A 20,118-nucleotide genomic window follows, 5' to 3' on the forward strand; every position below is an offset into this window, starting at 1 on the left:
CAGCCCTTAGGCTGCCGGGCATGCTGAAAGTGGGCCTGACGGGCGGAATCGGAGCCGGCAAGAGCGAAGTGTCGCGGCTGCTGGCGGGGTACGGGGCGGTCATCGTGGACGCCGACCGCATCGCGCGCGAGGTCGTGGAGCCCGGAACACCCGGGCTCGCGGCCGTCGTGGCGGCGTTCGGGGAGTCCGTGCTGACGGATGCGGGGGCGCTGGACCGGCCCAGGCTGGGCGCGATCGTCTTCTCCGACCCGGAGAAACTGCGGATACTGAACGCGATCGTGCACCCTCTGGTCGGGGCCCGGTCCGCCGAGCTGGAGGGCACGGCGGGCACCGACGCGATCGTGGTGCACGACGTACCGCTGCTCGCCGAGAACGGCCTGGCACCGCTGTACGACCTGGTCGTGGTGGTGGACGCGGCGCCGGAGACGCAGCTGGCCCGGCTGACGGGGCTGCGCGGGATGTCCGAGGAAGAGGCGCGGGCCAGGATGGCGGCGCAGGCCACGCGGGAGCAGCGGCTGGCGGTGGCGACGCTCGTGATCGACAACGACGGGCCGCTGGAGGAACTGGCGCCGCAGGTCCGCGAAGTGTGGAAGACGCTGACCGAGCGGGCCGCGGCGGCCGGCGCCCGAGGCGGGAGCGGGCCGGGCCGGGAAGGGGCGTGAAGGCGCCCGCAGAGGGAAGGAAAGACAACGTGTCCGACACCACGCCCCCGCCGCAGCCGCCGTCGTCCTCCGGGTCCTCCGGCTCGCCGGGCTCCCCCGGCGCCGGCAGTCCGGAGACGCACGTCATCGACTTCCGGGCCGCCGAGCGACTGCTGGCCGCCCGTGACCCGCGGGGCGCCGTCAGGCTGCTCGACTCGGTGATAGCCGCCCATCCCGAGAACACGGCGGCCCGGCTGCTGCGCGCCCGGGCTTTCTTCGCGGCCGCGCAACTGCGCCCGGCAGCGCTGGAGTTCGAGCTGGTGCTGGAGCGCGAACCGGACAACGCGTACGCGCACTTCGCGCTCGCCCGGACCCATGAGCGGTCCGGGCGCCGCGCGCAGGCCCGCAAGCACTTCCGGCTGGCCGCCGCGCTCGACCCGCAGCCCGAGTACCTGGCCGCGGCGCGCTTCGAAGAGTAGGCGGGGGCGCGCCGGGCTCAGCGGGAGCGCGGCGGCTCGTACGGGGGGACGTCGCGGCCGGGCTGGTAGTGCGGGCCCTGACGGATGTGGCGGACGACCACGACCAGGTCCACCGCCGCGAGCACCGCGACCACCGCGCAGGCGGCCGCCCACCCCGGGCGGCCGGCCAGCGAGAAGAGGGCCGCACCGCCCGCGGCCCACAGCAGGCCCCACATGCTGAGCCACAACCGCAGCCGCAGCGGACTGCGGGCGGTCACCGGTTCGTTGCCGCTACGCATGACCATCGCCTCGCCTCGGATCACCGTGGCCCTCAGCTCCATGGTCCCACCGCCGGCCCGGTGGCAGGGGGCCGGGTTACGGGTTCAGCTTGCGCACGGCCGTGGTGGTGGTCTGCTTGAAGGCGGCCACGGGCGCGTCGGCGAGCGTGCCCATCTGCCCCCACTTCACGACGGTCACGGTCGCGCCGTCCCGGCCGACGCCGAACAGGTGGACACCGGGTTCGGAATCCGGGACCGAGGTGTGCACCCCGTAGACGTGGGCGCCCTCCCCGACGGGGAGCTTGCCGTAGTCCTCCCAGGAGGCCGTGCCACCGGGCGTCGTACGCAGCCAGTCGGCGGCGCAGGCGGCGACCTCGCGCTCCACGGACGCGGCGAGGGCCGCCGCCGCCGGGGCGGAGGCGGCGCGGACGGAGAGCTGGGTGGCGCCGGTGTCGTAGTCGGTGGTGAACACGCGGTGCAGGCTGCCGGTGGCCGGGAGCGCCCGCTCCAGGCAGAACGGCGCGTCCTCGGGCAGGCCCTTGGTCACCTTCCCGGCGTACCAGGGCGAGGAGGGGTGCGCGGGCAGGTCGGCGCCGTCGAGGAAGCCGGGCTACGCGGTGGCGGCCCAGGCGGTGGCCGGGCCGGAGAACAGGAAGGCTGCCGCGGTGGCGGCCGCGAGGGCGGTGGTGAGGCGTCGGAGCATGGTCGGCTGGTCCCCGTTCCCGGTCGGTGGGTGGTCCCGGAGTTCCTACCCCGGCCTGCGCGCCGGGCGCGGACCGGGACGGAATCGGGACACGGACGTGACGGGGCGCTGCCGCCCGCCGGCCTGGCCGGCGAAGACGCGGGCCGGCGGCCTTGTCAGTGGGCCCGCCTAGACTCGGCGGCAGAGGCGAACCATCCGACCGGCGGGAGGGGAGGAGCACCGTGGGCACCGCGACACCGGCATCCCAGGCGTACGCGCAGACCCGGGAAGCGGCGCCGGCGGCGCCGCAGGCACTGCTGCGGCACGCCGCCGTGTTCCTTCCCGCGTCCGTCCCGCGCCAGGGCCGGGTGGCCTTCTGGTGCCCGGAGGGCGAGCCGCTCCCCGAGACCGGGAAGGCGGCCCCGCTCGCCGTGGTCCGGCCGCACGGCGAAGGGGTCCGTACCCGTACCGTCCCGTCCGTCAGCCTCTCGGTCAGCGCGGCGCTGCCGCTGCTGCTCCGGGCGGCCCGCAGCCGCGCCGCCCACCCCGCCACCCGGGCCTGGGGTACCGCGGCGGCGCAGGCGCTCGCCCTGGTCGCGCGAGGGCGGCTGCTCCCGGGCCTCACCCCCGACGGCATCGACGCCTGGCGGGCCGGACCGCTCGACGCCGCGGACGTGGCCCACCTGCGCGCGATCGCCGCCGCGCTGCCCCCCGAGGGATACGCCACCCCGCTCAGCGGCCGCCGCCCGCTCCAGCTGCCCGAACCGGAGGCCCTGGTCCGGGCCTTCCTCGACGCCGCCGCGGACAGCCTGCCCCGCACCCCCGCCGCGCCGGTGGCCGCCGGGCGGCCCTTCGCGGCCCGGGAGCCCCAGCGGGTGCCGGGGATACGGGAGTGGGCCGCCGAGGTCGCGGCCGGGGCGGATGCCGGGGTGGGCATCTCCCTACGGCTCGACCTGTCCTCCTTCCGCCTCTTCGACGAGGCCGAGCCCGAGGACACCCGCCGCGCCGGGGCCGCCGTGGTCCAGGTGCACAGCCTCGCCGACCCGACGCTGGTCACGGACGCGGAGCAGCTCTGGGCGGGCGCGGCCGCCGCCGGGTTCGGACCGCGCGCCCGCATCGACGCCGTCCTCGCGCTGCGCCGGGCCGCGCGGGTGTGGCCGCCCCTGCTGCGCCTGCTGGACCAGCCGGTCCCCGACGTGCTGGCCCTCTCCGATCCGGAGCTGGACGACCTGCTGGGGGTGGCCGCGACCCGGCTGGCGGAGGCCGGGGTCGTGGTCCACTGGCCGCGCGAGCTGGCCCGTACGCTGTCGGCGACCGCCGTCGTACGGTCGGCGGCGCCCGGCTCCGCGACCGAGGGCACCGCCTTCTTCGACGCGCAGAACCTCTTCGCCTTCTCCTGGGAGCTGGCGCTGGGCGGCGACCGGCTCACCCCGGGCGAGATGGACGCGCTGGCGCAGGCGCACCGGCCCGTGGTGCGGTTGCGCGACCAGTGGGTGCGGGTCGATCCGGAACTGGTGCGCAAGGCCCGCAAACGCCAGCTGGGGCTGCTGGACCCGGTGGACGCGCTGGCCACCGTACTGACCGGGACGGCCGAGGTCGGCGGAGAGCAGGTGGAGGCGGTCCCGGTCGGGGCGCTGGCCGCACTGCGCGAGCGGCTGACCGGCGAGCCGGTACCCCTGCCGCCCCCCGCCGGGCTGAAGGCGACCTTGCGCGACTACCAGGCCCGCGGTCTGGCGTGGCTGGACCTGATGACCTCGCTCGGCCTCGGCGCCTGTCTCGCCGACGACATGGGCCTGGGCAAGACCGTCACGCTGATCGCGCTGCACCTGCACCGGGACCGGCCCGAGCCGACGCTGGTGGTCTGCCCGGCGTCGCTGCTGGGCAACTGGCAGCGGGAGATCGAGAAGTTCGCGCCGGGAACCCCGGTGCGCCGCTACCACGGCGGCAGCCGCAGCCTGGAGGGCCTGGCCGGCGGGTTCGTCCTCACCACGTACGGGACGATGCGCGCCAGCGCCGCCAAGCTGGCGGAGCAGAGCTGGGGCATGGTCGTCGCGGACGAGGCGCAGCACGTCAAGAACCCGCACTCGGCGACGGCGAGGGCGCTGCGCACCCTCCCGGCCCCCGCGCGGGTGGCCCTGACCGGCACCCCGGTGGAGAACAACCTGTCCGAGCTGTGGGCGCTGCTCGACTGGACCACGCCGGGCCTGCTGGGCCCGCTGACCACGTTCCGGGCCCGGCACGCCCGTCCCGTGGAGCACCAGACGGAGGAGGACGGCGGCAACGAGGAGGCCGTCGCCCGGCTGGCGGCCCTGGTCCGCCCGTTCCTGCTGCGCCGCAAGAAGTCCGACCCGGGGATCGCCCCCGAGCTGCCGCCGAAGACGGAGACCGACCACCCGGTCTCCCTCACGCGCGAGCAGGCCTCGCTGTACCAGGCCGCGGTGGACGAGACGATGGCCGTGATCGAATCGAGCGAGGGCATCGAACGACGCGGCATGATCATGAAACTGCTGACCTCGCTCAAGCAGATCTGCAACCACCCCGCGCAGTTCCTGAACGAGCACAGCTTGAACGGGCACAGCTCACGTCAGCACGGCTCGGACCAGGACGGCTCGGCCGGGCGTGCTCCGGGGGAGGAGCGGCCCCGCATCGCGCACCGCTCCGGCAAGCTGGCCCTGCTCGACGAGCTGCTCGACACGATCCTCGCCGAGGGCGGCTCGGCGCTGGTGTTCACCCAGTACGTGACGATGGCCCGCATCATCGAGCGGCACCTCGCCGCCCGGGGGGTCCCCCACCAGCTCCTGCACGGAGGCACTCCCGTCGCGACCCGGGAGCAGTTGGTCGACCGCTTCCAGGCGGGCGAAGTGCCGGTCTTCCTGCTGTCCTTGAAGGCGGCGGGCACCGGCCTGAACCTGACCCGGGCCGGGCATGTCATCCACTTCGACCGCTGGTGGAACCCGGCCGTCGAAGAGCAGGCCACCGACCGCGCCTACCGGATCGGGCAGACCCAGCCCGTGCAGGTGCACCGGATCATCGCGGAGGGCACCGTCGAGGACCGGATCGCCGAGATGCTGGAGGCGAAGCGGGCCCTGGCCGACGCCGTCCTCGGCTCGGGGGAGTCGGCGCTGACGGAGCTGACCGACCGCGAGCTGGCCGATCTGGTCTCGCTGCGGAGGCCCGCGTGATCACCGCCCGGGACGACCGCCGCCGTACCTTCGAGACCGTGCCGCCCGGCGTCGAAGCCGAGACCTGGTGGGGGCGGGCCTGGGTGGCCGCCCTGGAGGAGCGCTCGCACGACCCCGCCCGGCTGGCGCGCGGGCGGGCGTACGCGGCGGAGGGCCACGTCGACGCGGTGACGATCACCCCGGGCCGGATCGTGGCCTACGTGCGGGGCAGCCGGGCCCGGCCGTACCGCACCGAGCTGGCGCTGCCGGCCTTCGCGGACACCGAGTGGGGTGAGGTGCTGGAGGCCGTGGCGGCGGATCCGGCGGCTCTGGCCGGGCTGCTGGAGGGGGAGGTCCCGCGGTCCCTCGCGGATACGGTCCTGCCGGGCGCTGGGGAGCTGCTCCCGCGGTGCTCCTGCCCGGACGTCGGCCGCCCGCCCTGCAAGCACGCCGCGGCGCTCTGCTACCGGGCGGCCCGGCTGCTGGACGAGGACCCGTTCGTACTGCTGCTCCTGCGCGGGCGGGGCGAGCGGGAGCTGCTGGCGGAGCTGGCCAAGCGCAACGCCGCCCACGCCGCGCGCGAGCGGCCCGATGCCGAGCCCGCCTTTCCCGGGGTCCCGGCCCGCGCGGCGCTGGCCCGCACCGGCCTGCCTCCGCTGCCGGCTCCCTGGGAGCCGCCCGGCGCCGTGGGCCTGGCGCCCGCGTATCCGTCCGATCCCGCCGCGCCGGATCCGCTGGCGCTGGACCAGCTCGCGTCGGACGCAGCGGCCCGGGCGCTGGCGCTGCTCCGGACCGGCGAGGACCCCCTTGCCGGGCTCTCGCTGTGGCAGGACGCCGTCCGGCTGGCTTCCGCGCACCCGACGGCGGGGCTCACCGGCCCGGCCCGGGCCCTCTACCGCGACCTGGCCGGGGCCACCGGCCGCACCACCACCGACCTGGCGCGGGGCGCGGCGGCCTGGCGGCAGGGGGGCCTGGCCGCCCTGACCGTCCTCGAAGAGCCCTGGGACCCGCCGGCCGGCCCCTTCGACCGGGCCCGGCCGGTTCTCGTCGCCGCGGGCTTCGGCTCCTTCCGGCCCGACCGCAACCGCCTCAGCGACCGCTCGCGTCAGCTGCGGCTGGGCCGCCAGGGCCTCTGGTACGCGTACGAGTCCAGGCTGGACGAGGGGGACTGGTGGCCCACCGGCAGGCCCTCCCCGGACCCGCTCGTCGCGCTGCGGAAATGAGCTTCACGTCCGGGTCCCGGGTCATGAACGGCTGCGGTCATTCAGTACGGGTTACCCAGTACACGATGGAGTGAAATACGTACTGGCTCTATAACCCGTATGGGTCTACGGCGTTGTCTCCGGTGCGGGCGGTTGCCCGTGAACTTCTCCGGAAGGCAGGAAAACTGATGCGTCACAGTCGTCGGAACGGCTTGATCGCGGCGGTGGTCGCGGGAGGTGGAGTGGCGGTCGCGGGGATGGGCGGCTTCGCTTACGCCGATGCGGACGCGGGCGGCGCCGCGCAGCAGTCGCCGGGGCTGCTCTCCGGGAATCTGGTGCAGCTGCCCGTGCACACGCCGGTGAACGTGTGCGGCAACACCGTCAGCGTGGTCGGGCTGCTCAACCCCGCGGCCGGGAACCGCTGCGTCAACGACGGGCCCGGGGGCGGCGGGAGCCATCCGGGGCCGGCGCCGGCCCACCCCGGACCGGCCTCGCATCCGTCGGAACCCGGGGCCGGCAACGCCGCGGGAGCCGTGGCCCACGGGAGCGGAAAGGATTCACCGGGGGTGCTGTCCGGCAACGGCATCCAGCTTCCCGTCGACCTGCCGCTGAACATCAGCGGCAACTCCGTGAACGTGGTCGGGGTCGGCAACGGAGCCGTCGGCAACACCTCCGTCAACGGGGGTCCGGGCCCGGCCAAGCCCGTCCAGCCGCCCACGGCCCAGCCGCCCGTCACCCCCCGGCCGATCACCGCGCCGGAGCAGCAGGAACCCACCGGCGCGCTGGCCCACACCGGCGCCGACGCCGTCGGCTACCTGCTGCCCGGCGGCGGGGCGCTCCTGCTCGGCGGCGTACTGCTCTACCGCCGCTTCCGGCTGGGCTAGGGACCCGCGGCTCCAGCCGCTCGCCCGGCCAGGGCACGGCGCTCAGCCGGCCCGGTCCGAGCGGAGTGGCCCGGCCGTGGGTTCCGGGCGGGCGCGCCAGCCGTCCAGGATCGCGTCGATCTGCGGCGCGAGCCGGGCCCGCGCCGCGAAGCGGTGGACGCCCGCCATCAGCAGTGCGTCGTACTCGGTGTCGGTGTGGCGCACCGCCGCCCGTACCGCCACCGAGACCGCCTGCTCGTCGAGGGCCCGGCCGGCCGCCGTGCGGCCCACCCGGCCACTGCCCCGCAGCGAGGCGTGCGCGGCTATCGCCCGGGCGCGGTCGGCGGGGCAGCCGGGGAACAGGCGCAGGATCTCGGCGGCGAAAGCCGCCGTGAACCGGGTGTCCTCGGCCGCGCGGCGCAGGCGGTCCCGTTCCCGGCGGCGGGCCCGCGCATCGGCGTCGGCGAGACAGGCCCGCTCCGCGCGCGCCAGTGCCTCCTCCTCCACGAGCAGCCCCTGCCGTTCGTAACGGTGGCGCCGCTTGTGGCGGCGGACTACGACGGCGGACAGCGAACTGGCCGCCCGGGCCCGCCGGGTGAGCGCCGCGTCACCACGCGGCAGGTACACCAGGTGACCGAGGTCGGCGCAGTCGAGGCAGCGGGGCACGCCCGCCTCGCGGACGAGGTGCCGCAGCGGTCCCCGCCGGCAGTCGGCGCAGTGGATGTGCTTCAGCGACTCGAAGACGACGAGACTCATGAGGGAGTGATACCGCCGTCCGATCCCTATATCACCTTGCGAATGTGCGTTGTTGGCTTTTCATCAATCCGCTTCGGACGTCATCATGTCCGCTTAGCGTCACTCGGATGGGTGATTTTTCGGCCCATGGAGGAGGACACATGGGTGGATGGCAGGCGACGGTACGGCGACCGAGAGCGACCGAGGCCTCGGACCTCGTGGGCCGGGAAATCGTCATAGCGCCCGGCGAGTGCACGGGGTGGCATTACCACGACGTGCCGCTGATGGCGGTGGTCAAGTCGGGGACGCTGACCCGGATCCTGCACGACGACACGGTCGAGGTGCACCCGACCGGAACCACCTTCGTGGAGCCCCCGGGGATCGACCACATCCACCTGGGCCGCAACCTCGGCACCGAACCGGTCGTGCTCCAGGTGACCTGCTCCCTCGCCGAGGACGCGCCCTGGTCGGTACCGACCCGCACCCCGCCCGCGGCCACGCCCTGCGGCTGCCCGGACCACGCCGCCTGACGGGACCCGCCGCGTCCCCCCGCCCCAGCGTCAGACCAGCCGGCGTATCTCCCCGCGCACCCGGTAGAAGCCCCCCGACGCGGCATGCAGTCCGTCCACCACGTACCGGGCCCCGGCTTCCCGTATCCCGCGCGGGAACTGCACGTTCCACGAGGGATCGAAGCCACCGGAGACCACCTGGACGCGCACCCGGCCCCCCTGCCGTACGCACTCCACCACCACGCCGCCCGCCGGAGCCGCGGCCACCGAGACCGTCGCCACCGCCGCGGGCGACGCGGGCGGGGTGAACACGGGCAGCGCCGCCGCGGACTTCACGTCCACCGCCGCCGGGACCGAGCCCTGCTGGGCCGCGCTGATCGCGGCCTCGCTCGCGTCCACGCACACCAGCGACCCGTCGGTGGTCACCAGGTACAGCCGCCCGTCCAGGTACTGCATGGACAGCGCGGCCCCGCTGCCCGTGCCCAGCTTCCACAGCCGCCGCCCCGACGCGTCGAAGCAGTAGACGGAGGAGGCGAGGTCGCCGGCGAACACATGCCGGCCGTCCGGGGACGTCGCGCACGAGTACACCGCCGCGTCACACCGGTAGGACGCCTCCACCGCGCCCGTCGCCTTCGACAGCCGCTGCACGGTGTTGCGGCCGGTGCCCGCGTACACCGCGGTGTCCTCCTGCCAGCCGAACAGTACCGATCCGTCGGTCGGGGCGTGCCACAACTCCCGCCCTCCCTCCTGGGCGTAGGCCGTGACGCCGCCGCTGTGGCCGTGGTAGACCGCCCGCTCGTCGGCCCGCACCATCCAGGCGTTGGACCCGGCCGAGCGGCGCGACCACTGGAACTCGTCCTCGTGGTCGATGACGGTCAGCCCGCCGCTGCGGTCGGAGACGTTCAGCACGCCCTCGTGGATGTCCAGCCAGAAGATGTCCACATCCGCGGCTATGTCGTACGCCCCGAACGGCACCTTCGACGACAGGTCGTACACCGTGCCGTCATCGCAGCCCGCGTATATCCAGAACTCGTCCGCCACCAGGCACTTCACCCCGTCCGGCAGCGAGTACCGGGCCAGTACGTCGCCGCCGTGACTGAGCGTGTAGACGTCCCCCGCCTGATTGCCCACCCAGCAGCGGTCCTCGTCCACGTGGATCCCGAAGGCGGAGGAGCCCGTACGGAAGCGCCACAGCACCGGAGCCACCGCACGCGCCGTCGACGGCGCCGAGGTCACCTGCCGGCGGGTCACCGACCGCGCCGCGCGGGCGCCGCGCACGGCCGGGGCGTAGCCCTTGCGGACCTTCTCGCCGATCTTCTTCGCGGCTGCCGCCCGGGCCTTCTCCGCCGTCGGGAAGGAGGAGTTCTGCAGCTGGCCGTCCGCGCCGATGCGCCCGTACCGCACCGAGACGGCCGTGCCTTCCACGGTCACCTCGTAGAACTTGTGCGCCCCTGCGCCGTCCTGCGACAGCTCCAGGTACGTCGTCTCCCGCGTCATGACAGACCCCTCCCCAAGGCCGGGCCGACGGCTTCGGTTCGCGTCGGTGATCCCTCGTGAAAAACGCTACGGCCCACCACTGACAATGGGCTGGTGCAGCTGGAACCGATCACCTGGCAGCGGCTGGCCGAGCGGCTCGCCGGTCATCTCGACGAACGCAAACCCCCTTCGAAAGAGGCGGGTTGGCAGCGGGTGGGCATCGACGGCGCGCCCGCCGCCGACACCGGGGCGGTGGCGGAGCGCCTCGCCGACGCGCTGCGCTCGCGCGGCCGGGCGGTCCTCGTGGTGGCCGCCGACGGTTTCCTGCGCCCGGCCTCCCTCCGCTTCGAGTACGGCCGCGAGGACGTGGACGCCTACCTCGGCGGCTGGTACGACACGGCCGCCCTGTGGCGCGAGGTGTTCGGCCCGACCGACCCGGGCGGCACCGGGCGGGTGCTGCCCGACCTGTGGGACCCCGTGACCGACCGGGCCACCCGCAGCCCGTACACCGAACTGCCGCCGGGCGCGGTGCTGATCGTGCACGGCCCGCTGCTGCTGGGCCACTGGTTCCCCTTCGACCTCAGCGTGCACATCCGGCTCTCGCCGGGGGCCCTGGCCCGCCGCACCGAGGAGTCCGCGCGCTGGACCCTGCCCGCCTTCGCGCGCTACGAGTCCGAGACCGGTCCGGAGTCGGCCGCCGACGCGCTGGTGCGGGCCGACGACCCCCGCCACCCGGCGTGGACCGGGATCCGCGGCGCGGCCGGCTGACGGCCGGCCCGCGTCGTCAGCCGGCCCGCGTCGTCACGGACGTCCCCGGTCCGCAACAGCCCGATCCCCGCACGGTGACGAACGGGATCAGGCCATCGTGCCGGCCGATACCCGCGGGCTACGTTGCCGATGACGCTTCAACGGTGACCGGTCCACGGCGCCTTGGCGGAGGGAGACGGTAATGAGCAGAGGCCCGAAACCAGCGGCACTGACCGCACTGGCCCTGTGCGCGACCCTGGCCCTGACGGGCTGCAATGGTGACACGGACGCGGGAGCCGCCGGCTCGGCGCCCGGCAGCACCCCGAGCGCGACCCCCGCCCCGCCCTCGGCCCCGGCCGGGGGCGCGCTGCCCTCGCCCGCGAAGCCGACCGCGAAGGCGACCCCTGCCGCGTCCGCCACCGCCCCCGGCAAGCCCGGGCCGTCGGCCCCCGCCCCCGGCTGCGCCTCGAAGGCGCCGGTCTCGCCGGACGAGATCGCCGTCTACCGCTACACCCCCGAAGGCGGTTCCCACAGCCTGATCGTCAAGCACGGCCACTGGGGCTGCCCCGGCCCGGGCGGCGCCGCCCGCTTCGAGGCGGTCGGCGCGGAGACCTTCATCCCGATCGCCGAGGACGCCAAGATCACGGCCGTGACCCCGATCGTCGCGAGCCCGGTGAGCAAGCCGATCACCCTGCACGAGCTCAGCGAGTGGCTCATCGCCCACCCGGACAAGGGCCTGGTGTTCCACTACAGCGTGGGCAAGTCGGGCGCCATCGAGACCCTCGGGCAGGAGGAGCACACGGTGTGAGCGCTACGGCCGGCCGCCCAGCCGGGAGACCGCCCGGGCGGCGGCGCGGCAGCCCGCGCGGGCGGCTTCCGCCGGCCCGGCGCCCGTGAGCCGGGCCGCGAGGAAACCACCGGTGAAGGCGTCCCCGGCACCCGTGGAGTCCACCGCCTCGGCGGCCTCCGCCGCGACCTCGGCGGTGATCCGGCCCGCCTCGGCGACCAGCGCACCCGCCGCCCCCCGGGTGACCACCACCAGCGGTATCCGCCGGCTCAGCCGGGCCGCCGCGCGCGCCACCCCGGCCGGCTCCGGCAGCCCGGCCAGCAGCCTGGCCTCCTCCTCGTTGGGCAGCAGTACGCCCGCCCCCGCCACGGCGGCCAGGAAGCGCTCCGGGCCCAGCGCGGCCAGGAACCCCGCCGAGGCCGGGTCCACGCTCACCGGCACCCCCCGGGTACGGGCCGCCCGCAGCGCGACCAGGGCCAGGTCCCGGCTGGAGTCGGCGAAGAACAGGTAACCGGACAGGTGCAGGTGCGCGGCGCCGTCCAGCAGGGCGGGCGCCCAGTCGGCGGGGGACAGCCGCAGCGAAGCCCCGCTGTCGGTCAGGAAAGTGCGCTCGGCGTCCTTGCCGACGAGCGCCACCACCGTCCCCGTGGGCTCCTCCCGGTCGATCACCAGCTTCGGCCGCACCCCCGCGTCGACCAGGGCCCGCTCGTGCCAGCGCGCCGATTCCGCGCCGACCCGCGCGAGGAGGCGTACCTCGACGGCGCCCGAGCGGGCCGCCCAGCAGGCCGCGTTCGCCCCGGCGCCGCCGGGCAGGGTCCGGATCCGGGCGGCCGTGTCGGTGGCCGGGGCCAGCGGTTCCGGATGCACCGCGACCACGTCCGTCACCACGTCCCCCACGACCAGCAACGCCCCGGCCGGGCCCCGTCCCCACCGCGGCGCGGTCATGCCCGCGCCGCCCAGGCGCGCGCGATCCGGGCGCCGAGCCGCACGTTGCCCCGTACCGCCGCCAGGTTCGCCTCCAGCGCGGCCCCGCCCGTCGCCCGTACCAGGAAGCCCAGCAGGAACGGGGTCACTGCCTGCCCCGTGAGTCCCCGCTCCCGGCACTCCGCGAGGGCCTCGGCCAGCACCCGGTCGTGAAGTCCCGGATCCAACTGGTCCGTCCGCGCCACCGGGTTGGCCACCAGCAGCGCGGACTCCGGCCCGCCGAGGGCGTCCTGGGCGGCCATCACCTCGGCCACCTCCTGCGGGCGGTGCACCGTCCAGTCCACCGGCTCGCCGGAACTGGCCAGATAGAAGCCGGGGAAACGGTCCGTCCCGTATCCGACCACCACCACCCCCAGGGTCTCCAGCCGCTCCAGGGTGGCCGGGACGTCCAGGATCGACTTCACTCCCGCGCACACCACGGTCAGCCGGGTGCGCGCCAGCAGCGACAGGTCCGCCGACTCGTCCTGGCTCCGGGTCCAGTCCCGGTGTACGCCGCCCAGCCCGCCCGTGGCGAAGACCCGCAGCCCTGCCCGCGCGGCCAGGAAGGCCGTCGCGGACACCGTCGTCGCCCCGGTCGCGCCCGTCGCGAGGGCGGGCGCCAGGTCCCGGTGGCCGAGCTTGCGCACGCCGTCACCGCTCGCGATCCGCTCCAGCGCGGCCTTGTCGAGGCCCGCGTACGCCACTCCGTCCAGGACCGCGACGGTGGCCGGGACCGCGCCCTCCGCGCGGACCAGCGATTCCAGCTCCAGGCCCACCGCCAGGTTGCGGGGGCGGGGCAGGCCGTGGGCGATGATCGTCGACTCCAGCGCGACGACCGGCCGCCCCCCGGCGAGCGCCTCGCGCACCTCATCGGACAGGACCGGTACCCCGGACGGGCATGCAGCTGCTCTGTGCTGTGACATGTCCCCATCCATGGCACGGGAGCGCCGCCGCCAAACGCGGGGCACCGCGCCCGTACTCGCACCCTGGACAGGTTGACGCGTTCCCCGCGCCCGCGCTGGACGCTCTGGCCACCCCGCGGGCCGCGGCACCGGCCTTACGCTTGCGCCCCATGAGCACCAGTGATCACAGCGCCCGCCCCGCCTCCTTCGCCGTCTGCCTGCCCGACGTCCCGGATGCCGAACTGGAGGCGGAGGAGCTGGATCCGGCCCAGATCGTCTCCGGCGAACCGGTCGTGACCGGAAAGGTGCTGTGGGAGGCCGAGGACGGCTCGCAGGTCCGCGGGATCTGGCAGATCACCCCCGGTGTGGTCACCGACACCGAGGCCGACGAGCTGTTCGTGGTCGTCAGCGGCCGCGCCACCATCGAGATCGAGGGCGGGGCGACGCTGGAGGTGGGACCAGGCTCCGCCTGCGTGCTCCGCGAGGGCGACAAGACGACCTGGACCGTCCACGAGACGCTGCGCAAGGCCTACCACATCAACTGCTGAGCAGCGCCGTTACGCCTCCGCCCGCGCTCCCGCCGGCCCCGGCCCGGGGTGACGGCGGGCGGTGAACAGGGCGAGCGCCGCCATCGGCAGCAGCAGCGCGGCGCCGACCGCGTTGAGCCAGCCGTAGCCCGCCTGGGACATGACCAGACCGGCCGCGGCGCCGCCCACGCCCGCGGCGGTGTTCATCGTCAGGTCGCTCAGGCCCTGTACGGCGGCCCGGGCGCCCTGCGGTACCGAGTCGGTCAGCAGCGCCGAGCCGGACACCATCCCGGCGGACCAGCCCAGCCCGAGCAGGAACAGACCGAGCGCGCTCTGGCCGTGACGGTCGCCCGCCGTACCCGCGAGCAGCGCGGCGAGCGACAGCAGCCCGGCCCCGAGCCCGATGACGGACAGCCGGCCGAGCCGGTCCGCGAGCCACCCCATGAGCGGGGAGAAGGCGAACATGCCGGCGATGTGGCCGCTGATGACCAGGCCGACCAGTTTCAGGCCGGCGCCGTGGTGGCCGAGGTCCATCGGGGTCATCACCATGATCGACACCATGGTGGTGTGGGACACCGCGACGGTGAGCAGCGCGAGCCGGGCCCGCGGTGCGGCCTTGACGGCGGCGAACCCGGCGCGCAGCGAGCGGCCGGCCGCGGGCAGCGCCGCGGGCGCCGACAGCGCACGCGCCGTCAGCAGCGGGTCGGGACGCAGGAAGACGGCGAGCAGGGTGCCGGTGAGGACGAAGACGACGGCGGCCCACAAGAAGGGGCCCGCCGTCCGGGGTATGGCGGTGCCGGCGAAGGCCGCGCTGGCCGGGGCGGAGAGGTTCGGCCCGGCGACCGCTCCGATCGTGGAGGCCCAGACGACCACGGAGATCGCCCGCGCGCGGCGGTCGGGGGGCGCGAGGTCCGCGGCGGCGAAGCGGGCCTGGAGGTTCGCCGAGGAGGCGGCGCCGAAGCAGGCCATGCCCAGCATCAGCAGCGGGAAGCTCTTGACCGATGCGGCCAGCACCACGAGGAGCGCGCCGCAGGCACCGATCCCGTAGGCCAGGACCAGCCCCGGCCGCCGTCCCCGCGCCGTCATGAAGGCGGCGAGCGGCAGCGAGACCAGGGCGGTGCCGATCACGGAGGCGGTGGAGGCGAAGCCGGACAGCGACTCCGTGCCGCTGACCTCGGTGGCCAGGACCGGGGCCAGGGCGATGCTGATGGGCACGCCCAGACCGCCCAGCATCTGACTGGCGATCAGCACCCCGGTGATCCGCCGCCGCAGCCTGGGCAGCTCCGCGGCCGTGACCGGCGCGCCGGTGCGCTCCGTGCCGACGGACGCGGTCACGCCCGGCACCCCCTTCCGGGCAGCGGGGCGGGTGCGCAGGGGGTGAGGGCACCGGATGCGGCGGCAGAAGTAGTCACCGCCGCAGTTTCCCACCCCTTACCGGCTGACGGAACCGGCAAGCACCCCCAAGTGGCGGAGGGGGGCGGGGCGCCTCCGGGAGCAACCCCTCAGAACAGCGGCTCGGGCAGCACGCCCTCCAGCGCGAGCAGGATCCGCTTGGCCTCCACCCCGCCCCCGAACCCCCCGATACCGCCGTCGTTCTCCACCACCCGGTGGCAGGCGACCACCACCGGCAGCGGATTGGCACCCATGGCGTTGCCCACGGCCTGGGCCGCGCCCGGCTGCCCGACCCGGGCGGCCAGTTCCCCGTACCCGACGACCTGGCCGTAGGGCACCGAGCGGTCGAGCTCCAGCAGCACCTGGCGGTTGAACCCGGAGCTGAGCCGCCAGTCCAGCGGGAGCTCGAAGCGCCGCAGCGAACCGGCGAAGTACGCCCTCACCTGGCGAACCGGCTCGGCGAGCAGCACCTCCCGCCCCGGATCCGGGCGCCAGGCGTCCGCACCGAGCCGGGAGACCAGCGAGCCGATCATCCGGTCGATCCGGTCCGGCCCGGCATGGAACCCGACCCGGACCAGGCCCTGCGGCGTCGCGGCAAGGAGCAGGGGGCCGACGCTGCCGGGGACGACGGTCCATTCGAGGTGCGGCCCGCGGGGCCGCTCGGAGCTGTCCACCCGTCCACCGTACGGCGCCCCACCGACAGCCCGGGGCCGCTCGGGACAAGGGCGCCGGGATCAGAACCAGCCCACCGCGTCCCGCACCACGTCGGGCGCGTTGGTGATGATCCCGTCCACCCCCATGCCGTGGACCTTGCGGGCCGTCGCCGCGTCGTCCACGATCCAGGTGTCCACCTCCATCGTCCTGCCGTGGGCGCCCCGGAGGCGGTGCACCGCCTCGACCCAGTCGGCCGAGATCGTCGTGTGCCACGGGTTGATCCGGTCGGTGAAGGCGGCGTAACGCGGCAGGTCGGCGACCTTCGGAGTGCCCAGGAAGGCCGTCACGATGTCCGGCCGCAGGCCGTGCACGGTCCGGATGGAGTCCGCGCCGAAGCTCTGCACCACCAGCCGGCGGCCGACGTGCGCCTCGTCGAGCCAGCCGAGCCGCTCCAGCAGGTCGAGCGTCTGCCGCTCGATCCCCGGGTAGAGCTCCGGCTTCTTGATCTCCAGCAGCAGCCGCTGCCGGTTGCGCTGGACCCGGTTCATGTAGTCCCGCAGGGTCGGCACCCGGACGCCCGCGTACTCCTCGCTGAACCAGCTGCCCGCGTCCAGCCGGGCGATCTCCGCCGCCGTGAAGTCCTTGACGAGCCACGGCTTGCGATCGGGGAAGACCTGCTCGACATTGGTGGTGCGGGCCAGGCTGTCGTCGTGGATCACCACGAGCTCGCCGTCCTTCGTGCGCTGGACGTCGTTCTCGACCCACGTGATGCCCAGCCGCATGGCGAGGTCGATCGACGCCAGGGTGTTCTCCGGGGCGTACGCCGAAGCCCCCCGGTGGGCGTACACCACGGGGGCGGACGGGCCGAGCGGGCCGTTGCCCGCGGCGGGGCGGCCCGCGGGGCCGGCAGCGGCGGACGAGACCGTCGTGCCGAGCACGGTGAGGGTCAGGCCCAGGAAGGCGGCTGCGGCTGCGGCGGCGGGTCGGACGACGTACATGCGTTCTCCTCGGGTCGTGAGCCCCTGCCCCTGCCTCAAACAGGCGCGAAGCGGCAGACGTTGCGGCGGTGCACTTCACGGCGGTGCGGTTGACGGCGATGCACTTCACGGAGATCTGCCCCATGGAGATCCGCTGTATGGCGATCATGGGCGTGAAGATCACCGGGCCGCCACCGAACTACGACAAACGGACCAGGCCGCCGCGGACCGGACGGGTACCGCGAACGGCCGGGGCACCCCGGGCCGGCCGCACGCACCGGCGCGAGTGCGTGAGTGTCAGTGGAGGGTCGTACGGTGGAGTCATGCGGCCCGTATCGAAGATCGAACGCACGGTGGCGCCTTTCGAGGTCGTCAGCCCCTACCAGCCCAGCGGCGACCAGCCGGCGGCCATCGCCGAGCTGGAGAAGCGCATCCGTGCGGGTGAGAAGGACGTCGTACTCCTGGGTGCGACCGGCACCGGCAAGTCGGCGACCACCGCCTGGATGATCGAGCGGCTCCAGCGCCCCACCCTGGTGATGGCCCCGAACAAGACCCTCGCCGCCCAGCTGGCGAACGAGTTCCGCGAGCTGCTGCCGAACAACGCCGTCGAGTACTTCGTCTCGTACTACGACTACTACCAGCCCGAGGCGTACGTACCGCAGTCGGACACCTACATCGAGAAGGACTCCTCGATCAACGAGGAGGTGGAGCGGCTGCGCCACTCCGCGACCAACTCGCTGCTGACCCGGCGCGACGTCATCGTCGTCGCGTCCGTGTCCTGCATCTACGGCCTCGGCACCCCGCAGGAGTACGTCGACCGGATGGTCGCCCTCAAGGTCGGCGAGGAGATCGACCGGGACCAGCTGCTGCGCCGCTTCGTGGACATCCAGTACACGCGCAACGACCTGGCCTTCACCCGCGGCACCTTCCGGGTGCGCGGCGACACCATCGAGATCTTCCCGGTCTACGAGGAACTGGCCGTCCGCATCGAAATGTTCGGCGACGAGATCGAGGCGCTCTCCACGCTGCACCCGTTGACCGGGGAGGTCATCAGCGAGGACCGCGAGCTGTACGTCTTCCCCGCCAGCCACTACGTCGCCGGCCCCGAGCGCATGGAGAAGGCGATCGTGGGCATCGAGGCGGAGCTGACCGGCCGCCTCGCCGAGCTGGAGAAGCAGGGCAAGCTGCTGGAGGCGCAGCGGCTGCGCATGCGCACCACCTACGACCTGGAGATGATGCGTCAGATCGGGTCCTGCTCGGGGATCGAGAACTACTCGCTCCACATGGACGACCGCGCGCCCGGTTCCGCCCCCAACACCCTCATCGACTACTTCCCCGAGGACTTCCTCCTCGTCATCGACGAGTCCCACGTCACCGTGCCGCAGATCGGCGCGATGTACGAGGGGGACGCCTCGCGCAAGCGGACCCTGGTCGACCACGGCTTCCGGCTGCCGTCGGCGCTGGACAACCGGCCGCTCAAGTGGGAGGAGTTCCAGGAGCGGATCGGCCAGACGGTGTACCTGTCGGCCACGCCCGGCAAGTACGAGCTCTCCCGCGGCGACGGTTTCGTCGAACAGATCATCCGCCCCACCGGCCTCATCGACCCCGAAGTGGTGGTCAAGCCGACCGAGGGCCAGATCGACGACCTGGTGCACGAGATCCGCCAGCGCACGGAGAAGGACGAACGCGTCCTGGTCACCACCCTCACCAAGAAGATGGCCGAGGACCTGACCGACTACTTCCTGGAGCTCGGCATCCAGGTCCGCTACCTGCACAGTGACGTCGACACGCTGCGCCGCATCGAGCTGCTGCGCGAGCTGCGCGCCGGCGAGTACGACGTGCTGGTCGGCATCAACCTGCTGCGCGAGGGCCTCGACCTGCCCGAGGTGTCCCTGGTGGCGATCCTCGACGCCGACAAGGAGGGCTTCCTGCGCTCCGGGACGTCCCTGATCCAGACCATCGGCCGCGCGGCGCGCAACGTCTCCGGCCAGGTGCACATGTACGCGGACAAGATGACCCCCGCGATGGAGAAGGCCATCGACGAGACGAACCGGCGCCGCGAGAAGCAGATCGCCTACAACACGGCCAACGGCATCGACCCCCAGCCGCTGCGCAAGAAGATCAACGACATCGTGGCCACCATCGCCCGCGAGGAGCTCGACACCGAGCAACTGCTCGGGACCGGCTACCGCCAGGCGCGGGACGGCAAGGGCGCGAAGACGCCGGTCCCGGCCCTGGGAGCGGCCGCGGCCGGCGGCAAGGGGACCAAGGCGGCCAAGGGCGCCAAGGGGGCCAAGGGGGCGGAGGTGCTGACCGACCGTCCGGCCGCGGAACTGGCCGGGATCATCGAGGAGATGACGCAGCGGATGCGGGCCGCGGCGGCCGAGCTCCAGTTCGAGGTCGCGGCCCGGATCCGGGACGAGGTCGGCGAGCTCAAGAAGGAGCTTCGCCAGATGAGGGAAGCGGGCCTCGCCTGACCCGGGGCAGGTCAGTAGGGTGGGCCACGGGCGGCCGCGGGTACGTGCCGCGGGCCCACATCGGGGCGGGTAGAGGAGAGGGGACAGCGCGTGACGGTCAACATGACCAAGGGTCAGGCCATCAGTCTGCAGAAGCGGGACGGGGGCACCCTGACCGCGGTCCGGATGGGCCTCGGCTGGCAGGCGGCGAAGCGCCGCGGGCTGTTCGGCTCGCGGACCCGCGAGATCGACCTGGACGCGTCGGCGGTGCTCTTCGCCGACAAGCAGCCGGTGGACGTGGTGTTCTTCCGGCACCTGCAGAGCGACGACGGCTCCGTCCGGCACACCGGTGACAACCTCGTCGGCGGGGTCGGGCAGGGCGGGGACGACGAGGCGATCCTGGTCGACCTCCAGCGCGTGCCGGTGCACATCGACCAGATCGTCTTCACGGTGAACTCCTTCACCGGGCAGACCTTCCAGGAGGTCCAGAACGCCTTCTGCCGCATCGTCGACGAGACCAACGGCCAGGAACTGGCCCGCTACACCCTCGACGGCGGCGGCGCGTACACCGCGCAGATCATGGCCAAGGTGTCGCGCGTCGGCGCGGGCTGGCAGATGACGGCCCTGGGGACCCCGGCGAACGGCCGGACCTTCCAGGACCTGATGCCGGCGATCCTGCCGCACCTGTAAGGAACGGCGCCGACGGCG

The 20,118-nt window shown here is 74.1% G+C and carries 20 protein-coding genes; 11 read left to right on the plus strand and 9 right to left on the minus strand.

What is annotated here, in order from left to right; genetic code table 11:
* Window positions 1-20 precede the first annotated feature (20 nt).
* Both coaE and ACWGH1_RS10640 read left to right on the plus strand, forming a co-directional pair.
* Window positions 21-662, plus strand: coding sequence for a dephospho-CoA kinase (gene coaE, locus ACWGH1_RS10635; protein ID WP_453355487.1), 642 nt, complete (start codon window positions 21-23; stop codon window positions 660-662).
* A gap of 29 nt (window positions 663-691) precedes the next feature.
* Window positions 692-1,120, plus strand: coding sequence for a tetratricopeptide repeat protein (locus tag ACWGH1_RS10640; RefSeq protein WP_453408618.1), 429 nt, complete (start codon window positions 692-694; stop codon window positions 1,118-1,120).
* Window positions 1,121-1,137: 17 nt separating this feature from the next.
* Here ACWGH1_RS10640 and ACWGH1_RS10645 read toward each other — a convergent pair whose 3' ends face one another.
* Entirely contained in the window at window positions 1,138-1,398 is a 261-nt protein-coding gene (locus ACWGH1_RS10645; protein ID WP_453408619.1) for a DUF6343 family protein, read from the minus strand.
* A 76-nt stretch (window positions 1,399-1,474) separates the two neighbouring features.
* On the minus strand, window positions 1,475-1,924 hold the full coding sequence (locus ACWGH1_RS10650) for a hypothetical protein (RefSeq protein WP_453357848.1): 450 nt from the start codon (window positions 1,922-1,924) through the stop codon (window positions 1,475-1,477).
* A gap of 449 nt (window positions 1,925-2,373) precedes the next feature.
* Here ACWGH1_RS10650 and ACWGH1_RS10655 point away from each other — a divergent pair, with 449 nt between their 5' ends.
* From ACWGH1_RS10655 to ACWGH1_RS10665, 3 genes are all read left to right on the plus strand, one after another.
* Window positions 2,374-5,241 carry an SNF2-related protein gene (locus ACWGH1_RS10655; RefSeq protein WP_453354190.1) on the plus strand — a complete coding sequence of 956 codons (2,868 nt, stop codon included), beginning with the start codon at window positions 2,374-2,376 and terminating at the stop codon, window positions 5,239-5,241.
* Entirely contained in the window at window positions 5,238-6,443 is a 1,206-nt protein-coding gene (locus ACWGH1_RS10660) for an SWIM zinc finger family protein (protein WP_453354188.1), read from the plus strand. The genes ACWGH1_RS10655 and ACWGH1_RS10660 overlap by 4 nt, the downstream gene beginning before the upstream one ends.
* 167 nt (window positions 6,444-6,610) lie before the next feature.
* Window positions 6,611-7,306, plus strand: coding sequence for a chaplin family protein (locus ACWGH1_RS10665; protein WP_453354187.1), 696 nt, complete (start codon window positions 6,611-6,613; stop codon window positions 7,304-7,306).
* A 42-nt stretch (window positions 7,307-7,348) separates the two neighbouring features.
* Here the strand turns inward: ACWGH1_RS10665 and ACWGH1_RS10670 are convergent, their stop codons facing one another.
* On the minus strand, window positions 7,349-8,041 hold the full coding sequence (locus ACWGH1_RS10670; RefSeq protein ID WP_453354186.1) for a DUF2293 domain-containing protein: 693 nt from the start codon (window positions 8,039-8,041) through the stop codon (window positions 7,349-7,351).
* 140 nt (window positions 8,042-8,181) lie between these two features.
* Between ACWGH1_RS10670 and ACWGH1_RS10675 the strand changes: the two genes are divergently transcribed.
* Window positions 8,182-8,550: a cupin domain-containing protein gene (locus ACWGH1_RS10675; protein ID WP_453354185.1), complete on the plus strand. Its 369-nt coding sequence runs from the start codon at window positions 8,182-8,184 to the stop codon at window positions 8,548-8,550.
* A gap of 30 nt (window positions 8,551-8,580) precedes the next feature.
* Here the strand turns inward: ACWGH1_RS10675 and ACWGH1_RS10680 are convergent, their stop codons facing one another.
* Complete coding sequence (locus tag ACWGH1_RS10680) at window positions 8,581-10,026, minus strand: WGR domain-containing protein (RefSeq protein ID WP_453354184.1); 1,446 nt, start codon at window positions 10,024-10,026, stop codon at window positions 8,581-8,583.
* A 93-nt stretch (window positions 10,027-10,119) separates the two neighbouring features.
* Here ACWGH1_RS10680 and ACWGH1_RS10685 point away from each other — a divergent pair, with 93 nt between their 5' ends.
* Window positions 10,120-10,773 (plus strand): uridine kinase, encoded by a 654-nt coding sequence (locus ACWGH1_RS10685; protein WP_453354183.1) that lies wholly within the window; start codon window positions 10,120-10,122, stop codon window positions 10,771-10,773.
* Window positions 10,774-10,954: 181 nt separating this feature from the next.
* Window positions 10,955-11,560: a hypothetical protein gene (locus ACWGH1_RS10690; RefSeq protein WP_453354182.1), complete on the plus strand. Its 606-nt coding sequence runs from the start codon at window positions 10,955-10,957 to the stop codon at window positions 11,558-11,560.
* 3 nt (window positions 11,561-11,563) lie between these two features.
* Here ACWGH1_RS10690 and ACWGH1_RS10695 read toward each other — a convergent pair whose 3' ends face one another.
* Together ACWGH1_RS10695 and ACWGH1_RS10700 are read right to left on the minus strand one after the other, a co-directional pair.
* Window positions 11,564-12,484 (minus strand): carbohydrate kinase family protein, encoded by a 921-nt coding sequence (locus tag ACWGH1_RS10695; protein WP_453408620.1) that lies wholly within the window; start codon window positions 12,482-12,484, stop codon window positions 11,564-11,566.
* Window positions 12,481-13,425 (minus strand): pseudouridine-5'-phosphate glycosidase, encoded by a 945-nt coding sequence (locus ACWGH1_RS10700; protein WP_453353537.1) that lies wholly within the window; start codon window positions 13,423-13,425, stop codon window positions 12,481-12,483. Before ACWGH1_RS10700 ends, ACWGH1_RS10695 begins: the two co-directional genes overlap by 4 nt.
* Before the next feature lie 149 nt (window positions 13,426-13,574).
* Between ACWGH1_RS10700 and ACWGH1_RS10705 the strand changes: the two genes are divergently transcribed.
* Window positions 13,575-13,952, plus strand: a complete 378-nt coding sequence (locus ACWGH1_RS10705) for a cupin domain-containing protein (RefSeq protein WP_453353536.1) — start codon at window positions 13,575-13,577, stop codon at window positions 13,950-13,952.
* Between the two features lie 9 nt (window positions 13,953-13,961).
* Here the strand turns inward: ACWGH1_RS10705 and ACWGH1_RS10710 are convergent, their stop codons facing one another.
* From ACWGH1_RS10710 to ACWGH1_RS10720, 3 genes are all read right to left on the minus strand, one after another.
* Window positions 13,962-15,275, minus strand: a complete 1,314-nt coding sequence (locus tag ACWGH1_RS10710) for an MFS transporter (RefSeq protein WP_453353535.1) — start codon at window positions 15,273-15,275, stop codon at window positions 13,962-13,964.
* A 158-nt stretch (window positions 15,276-15,433) separates the two neighbouring features.
* Window positions 15,434-15,997 (minus strand): methylated-DNA--[protein]-cysteine S-methyltransferase, encoded by a 564-nt coding sequence (locus tag ACWGH1_RS10715; RefSeq protein ID WP_453353534.1) that lies wholly within the window; start codon window positions 15,995-15,997, stop codon window positions 15,434-15,436.
* Between the two features lie 60 nt (window positions 15,998-16,057).
* The gene (locus tag ACWGH1_RS10720; protein WP_453353533.1) at window positions 16,058-16,975 is read right to left on the minus strand and encodes a glycerophosphodiester phosphodiesterase; all 918 of its coding nucleotides are present in this window, start codon (window positions 16,973-16,975) and stop codon (window positions 16,058-16,060) included.
* Window positions 16,976-17,277: 302 nt separating this feature from the next.
* Between ACWGH1_RS10720 and uvrB the strand changes: the two genes are divergently transcribed.
* Both uvrB and ACWGH1_RS10730 read left to right on the plus strand, forming a co-directional pair.
* On the plus strand, window positions 17,278-19,431 hold the full coding sequence (uvrB, locus tag ACWGH1_RS10725; protein WP_453353532.1) for an excinuclease ABC subunit UvrB: 2,154 nt from the start codon (window positions 17,278-17,280) through the stop codon (window positions 19,429-19,431).
* A gap of 90 nt (window positions 19,432-19,521) precedes the next feature.
* Window positions 19,522-20,100 (plus strand): TerD family protein, encoded by a 579-nt coding sequence (locus ACWGH1_RS10730; RefSeq protein ID WP_453353531.1) that lies wholly within the window; start codon window positions 19,522-19,524, stop codon window positions 20,098-20,100.
* Window positions 20,101-20,118 lie beyond the last annotated feature (18 nt).

Source organism: Streptomyces sp. NPDC054883 (genome assembly GCF_053610645.1).

Coding starts and splice junctions, on each gene's coding strand:
- uvrB (WP_453353532.1), top strand. CDS start 17,278: ATGCGGCCCGTATCGAAGATCGAACGCACGGTGGCGCCTTTCGAGGTC.
- ACWGH1_RS10695 (WP_453408620.1), bottom strand. CDS start 12,484: ATGACCGCGCCGCGGTGGGGACGGGGCCCGGCCGGGGCGTTGCTGGTC.
- ACWGH1_RS10670 (WP_453354186.1), bottom strand. CDS start 8,041: ATGAGTCTCGTCGTCTTCGAGTCGCTGAAGCACATCCACTGCGCCGAC.
- ACWGH1_RS10720 (WP_453353533.1), bottom strand. CDS start 16,975: ATGTACGTCGTCCGACCCGCCGCCGCAGCCGCAGCCGCCTTCCTGGGC.
- ACWGH1_RS10645 (WP_453408619.1), bottom strand. CDS start 1,398: ATGCGTAGCGGCAACGAACCGGTGACCGCCCGCAGTCCGCTGCGGCTG.
- ACWGH1_RS10665 (WP_453354187.1), top strand. CDS start 6,611: ATGCGTCACAGTCGTCGGAACGGCTTGATCGCGGCGGTGGTCGCGGGA.
- ACWGH1_RS10675 (WP_453354185.1), top strand. CDS start 8,182: ATGGGTGGATGGCAGGCGACGGTACGGCGACCGAGAGCGACCGAGGCC.
- ACWGH1_RS10700 (WP_453353537.1), bottom strand. CDS start 13,425: ATGTCACAGCACAGAGCAGCTGCATGCCCGTCCGGGGTACCGGTCCTG.
- ACWGH1_RS10680 (WP_453354184.1), bottom strand. CDS start 10,026: ATGACGCGGGAGACGACGTACCTGGAGCTGTCGCAGGACGGCGCAGGG.
- ACWGH1_RS10705 (WP_453353536.1), top strand. CDS start 13,575: ATGAGCACCAGTGATCACAGCGCCCGCCCCGCCTCCTTCGCCGTCTGC.
- coaE (WP_453355487.1), top strand. CDS start 21: ATGCTGAAAGTGGGCCTGACGGGCGGAATCGGAGCCGGCAAGAGCGAA.
- ACWGH1_RS10690 (WP_453354182.1), top strand. CDS start 10,955: ATGAGCAGAGGCCCGAAACCAGCGGCACTGACCGCACTGGCCCTGTGC.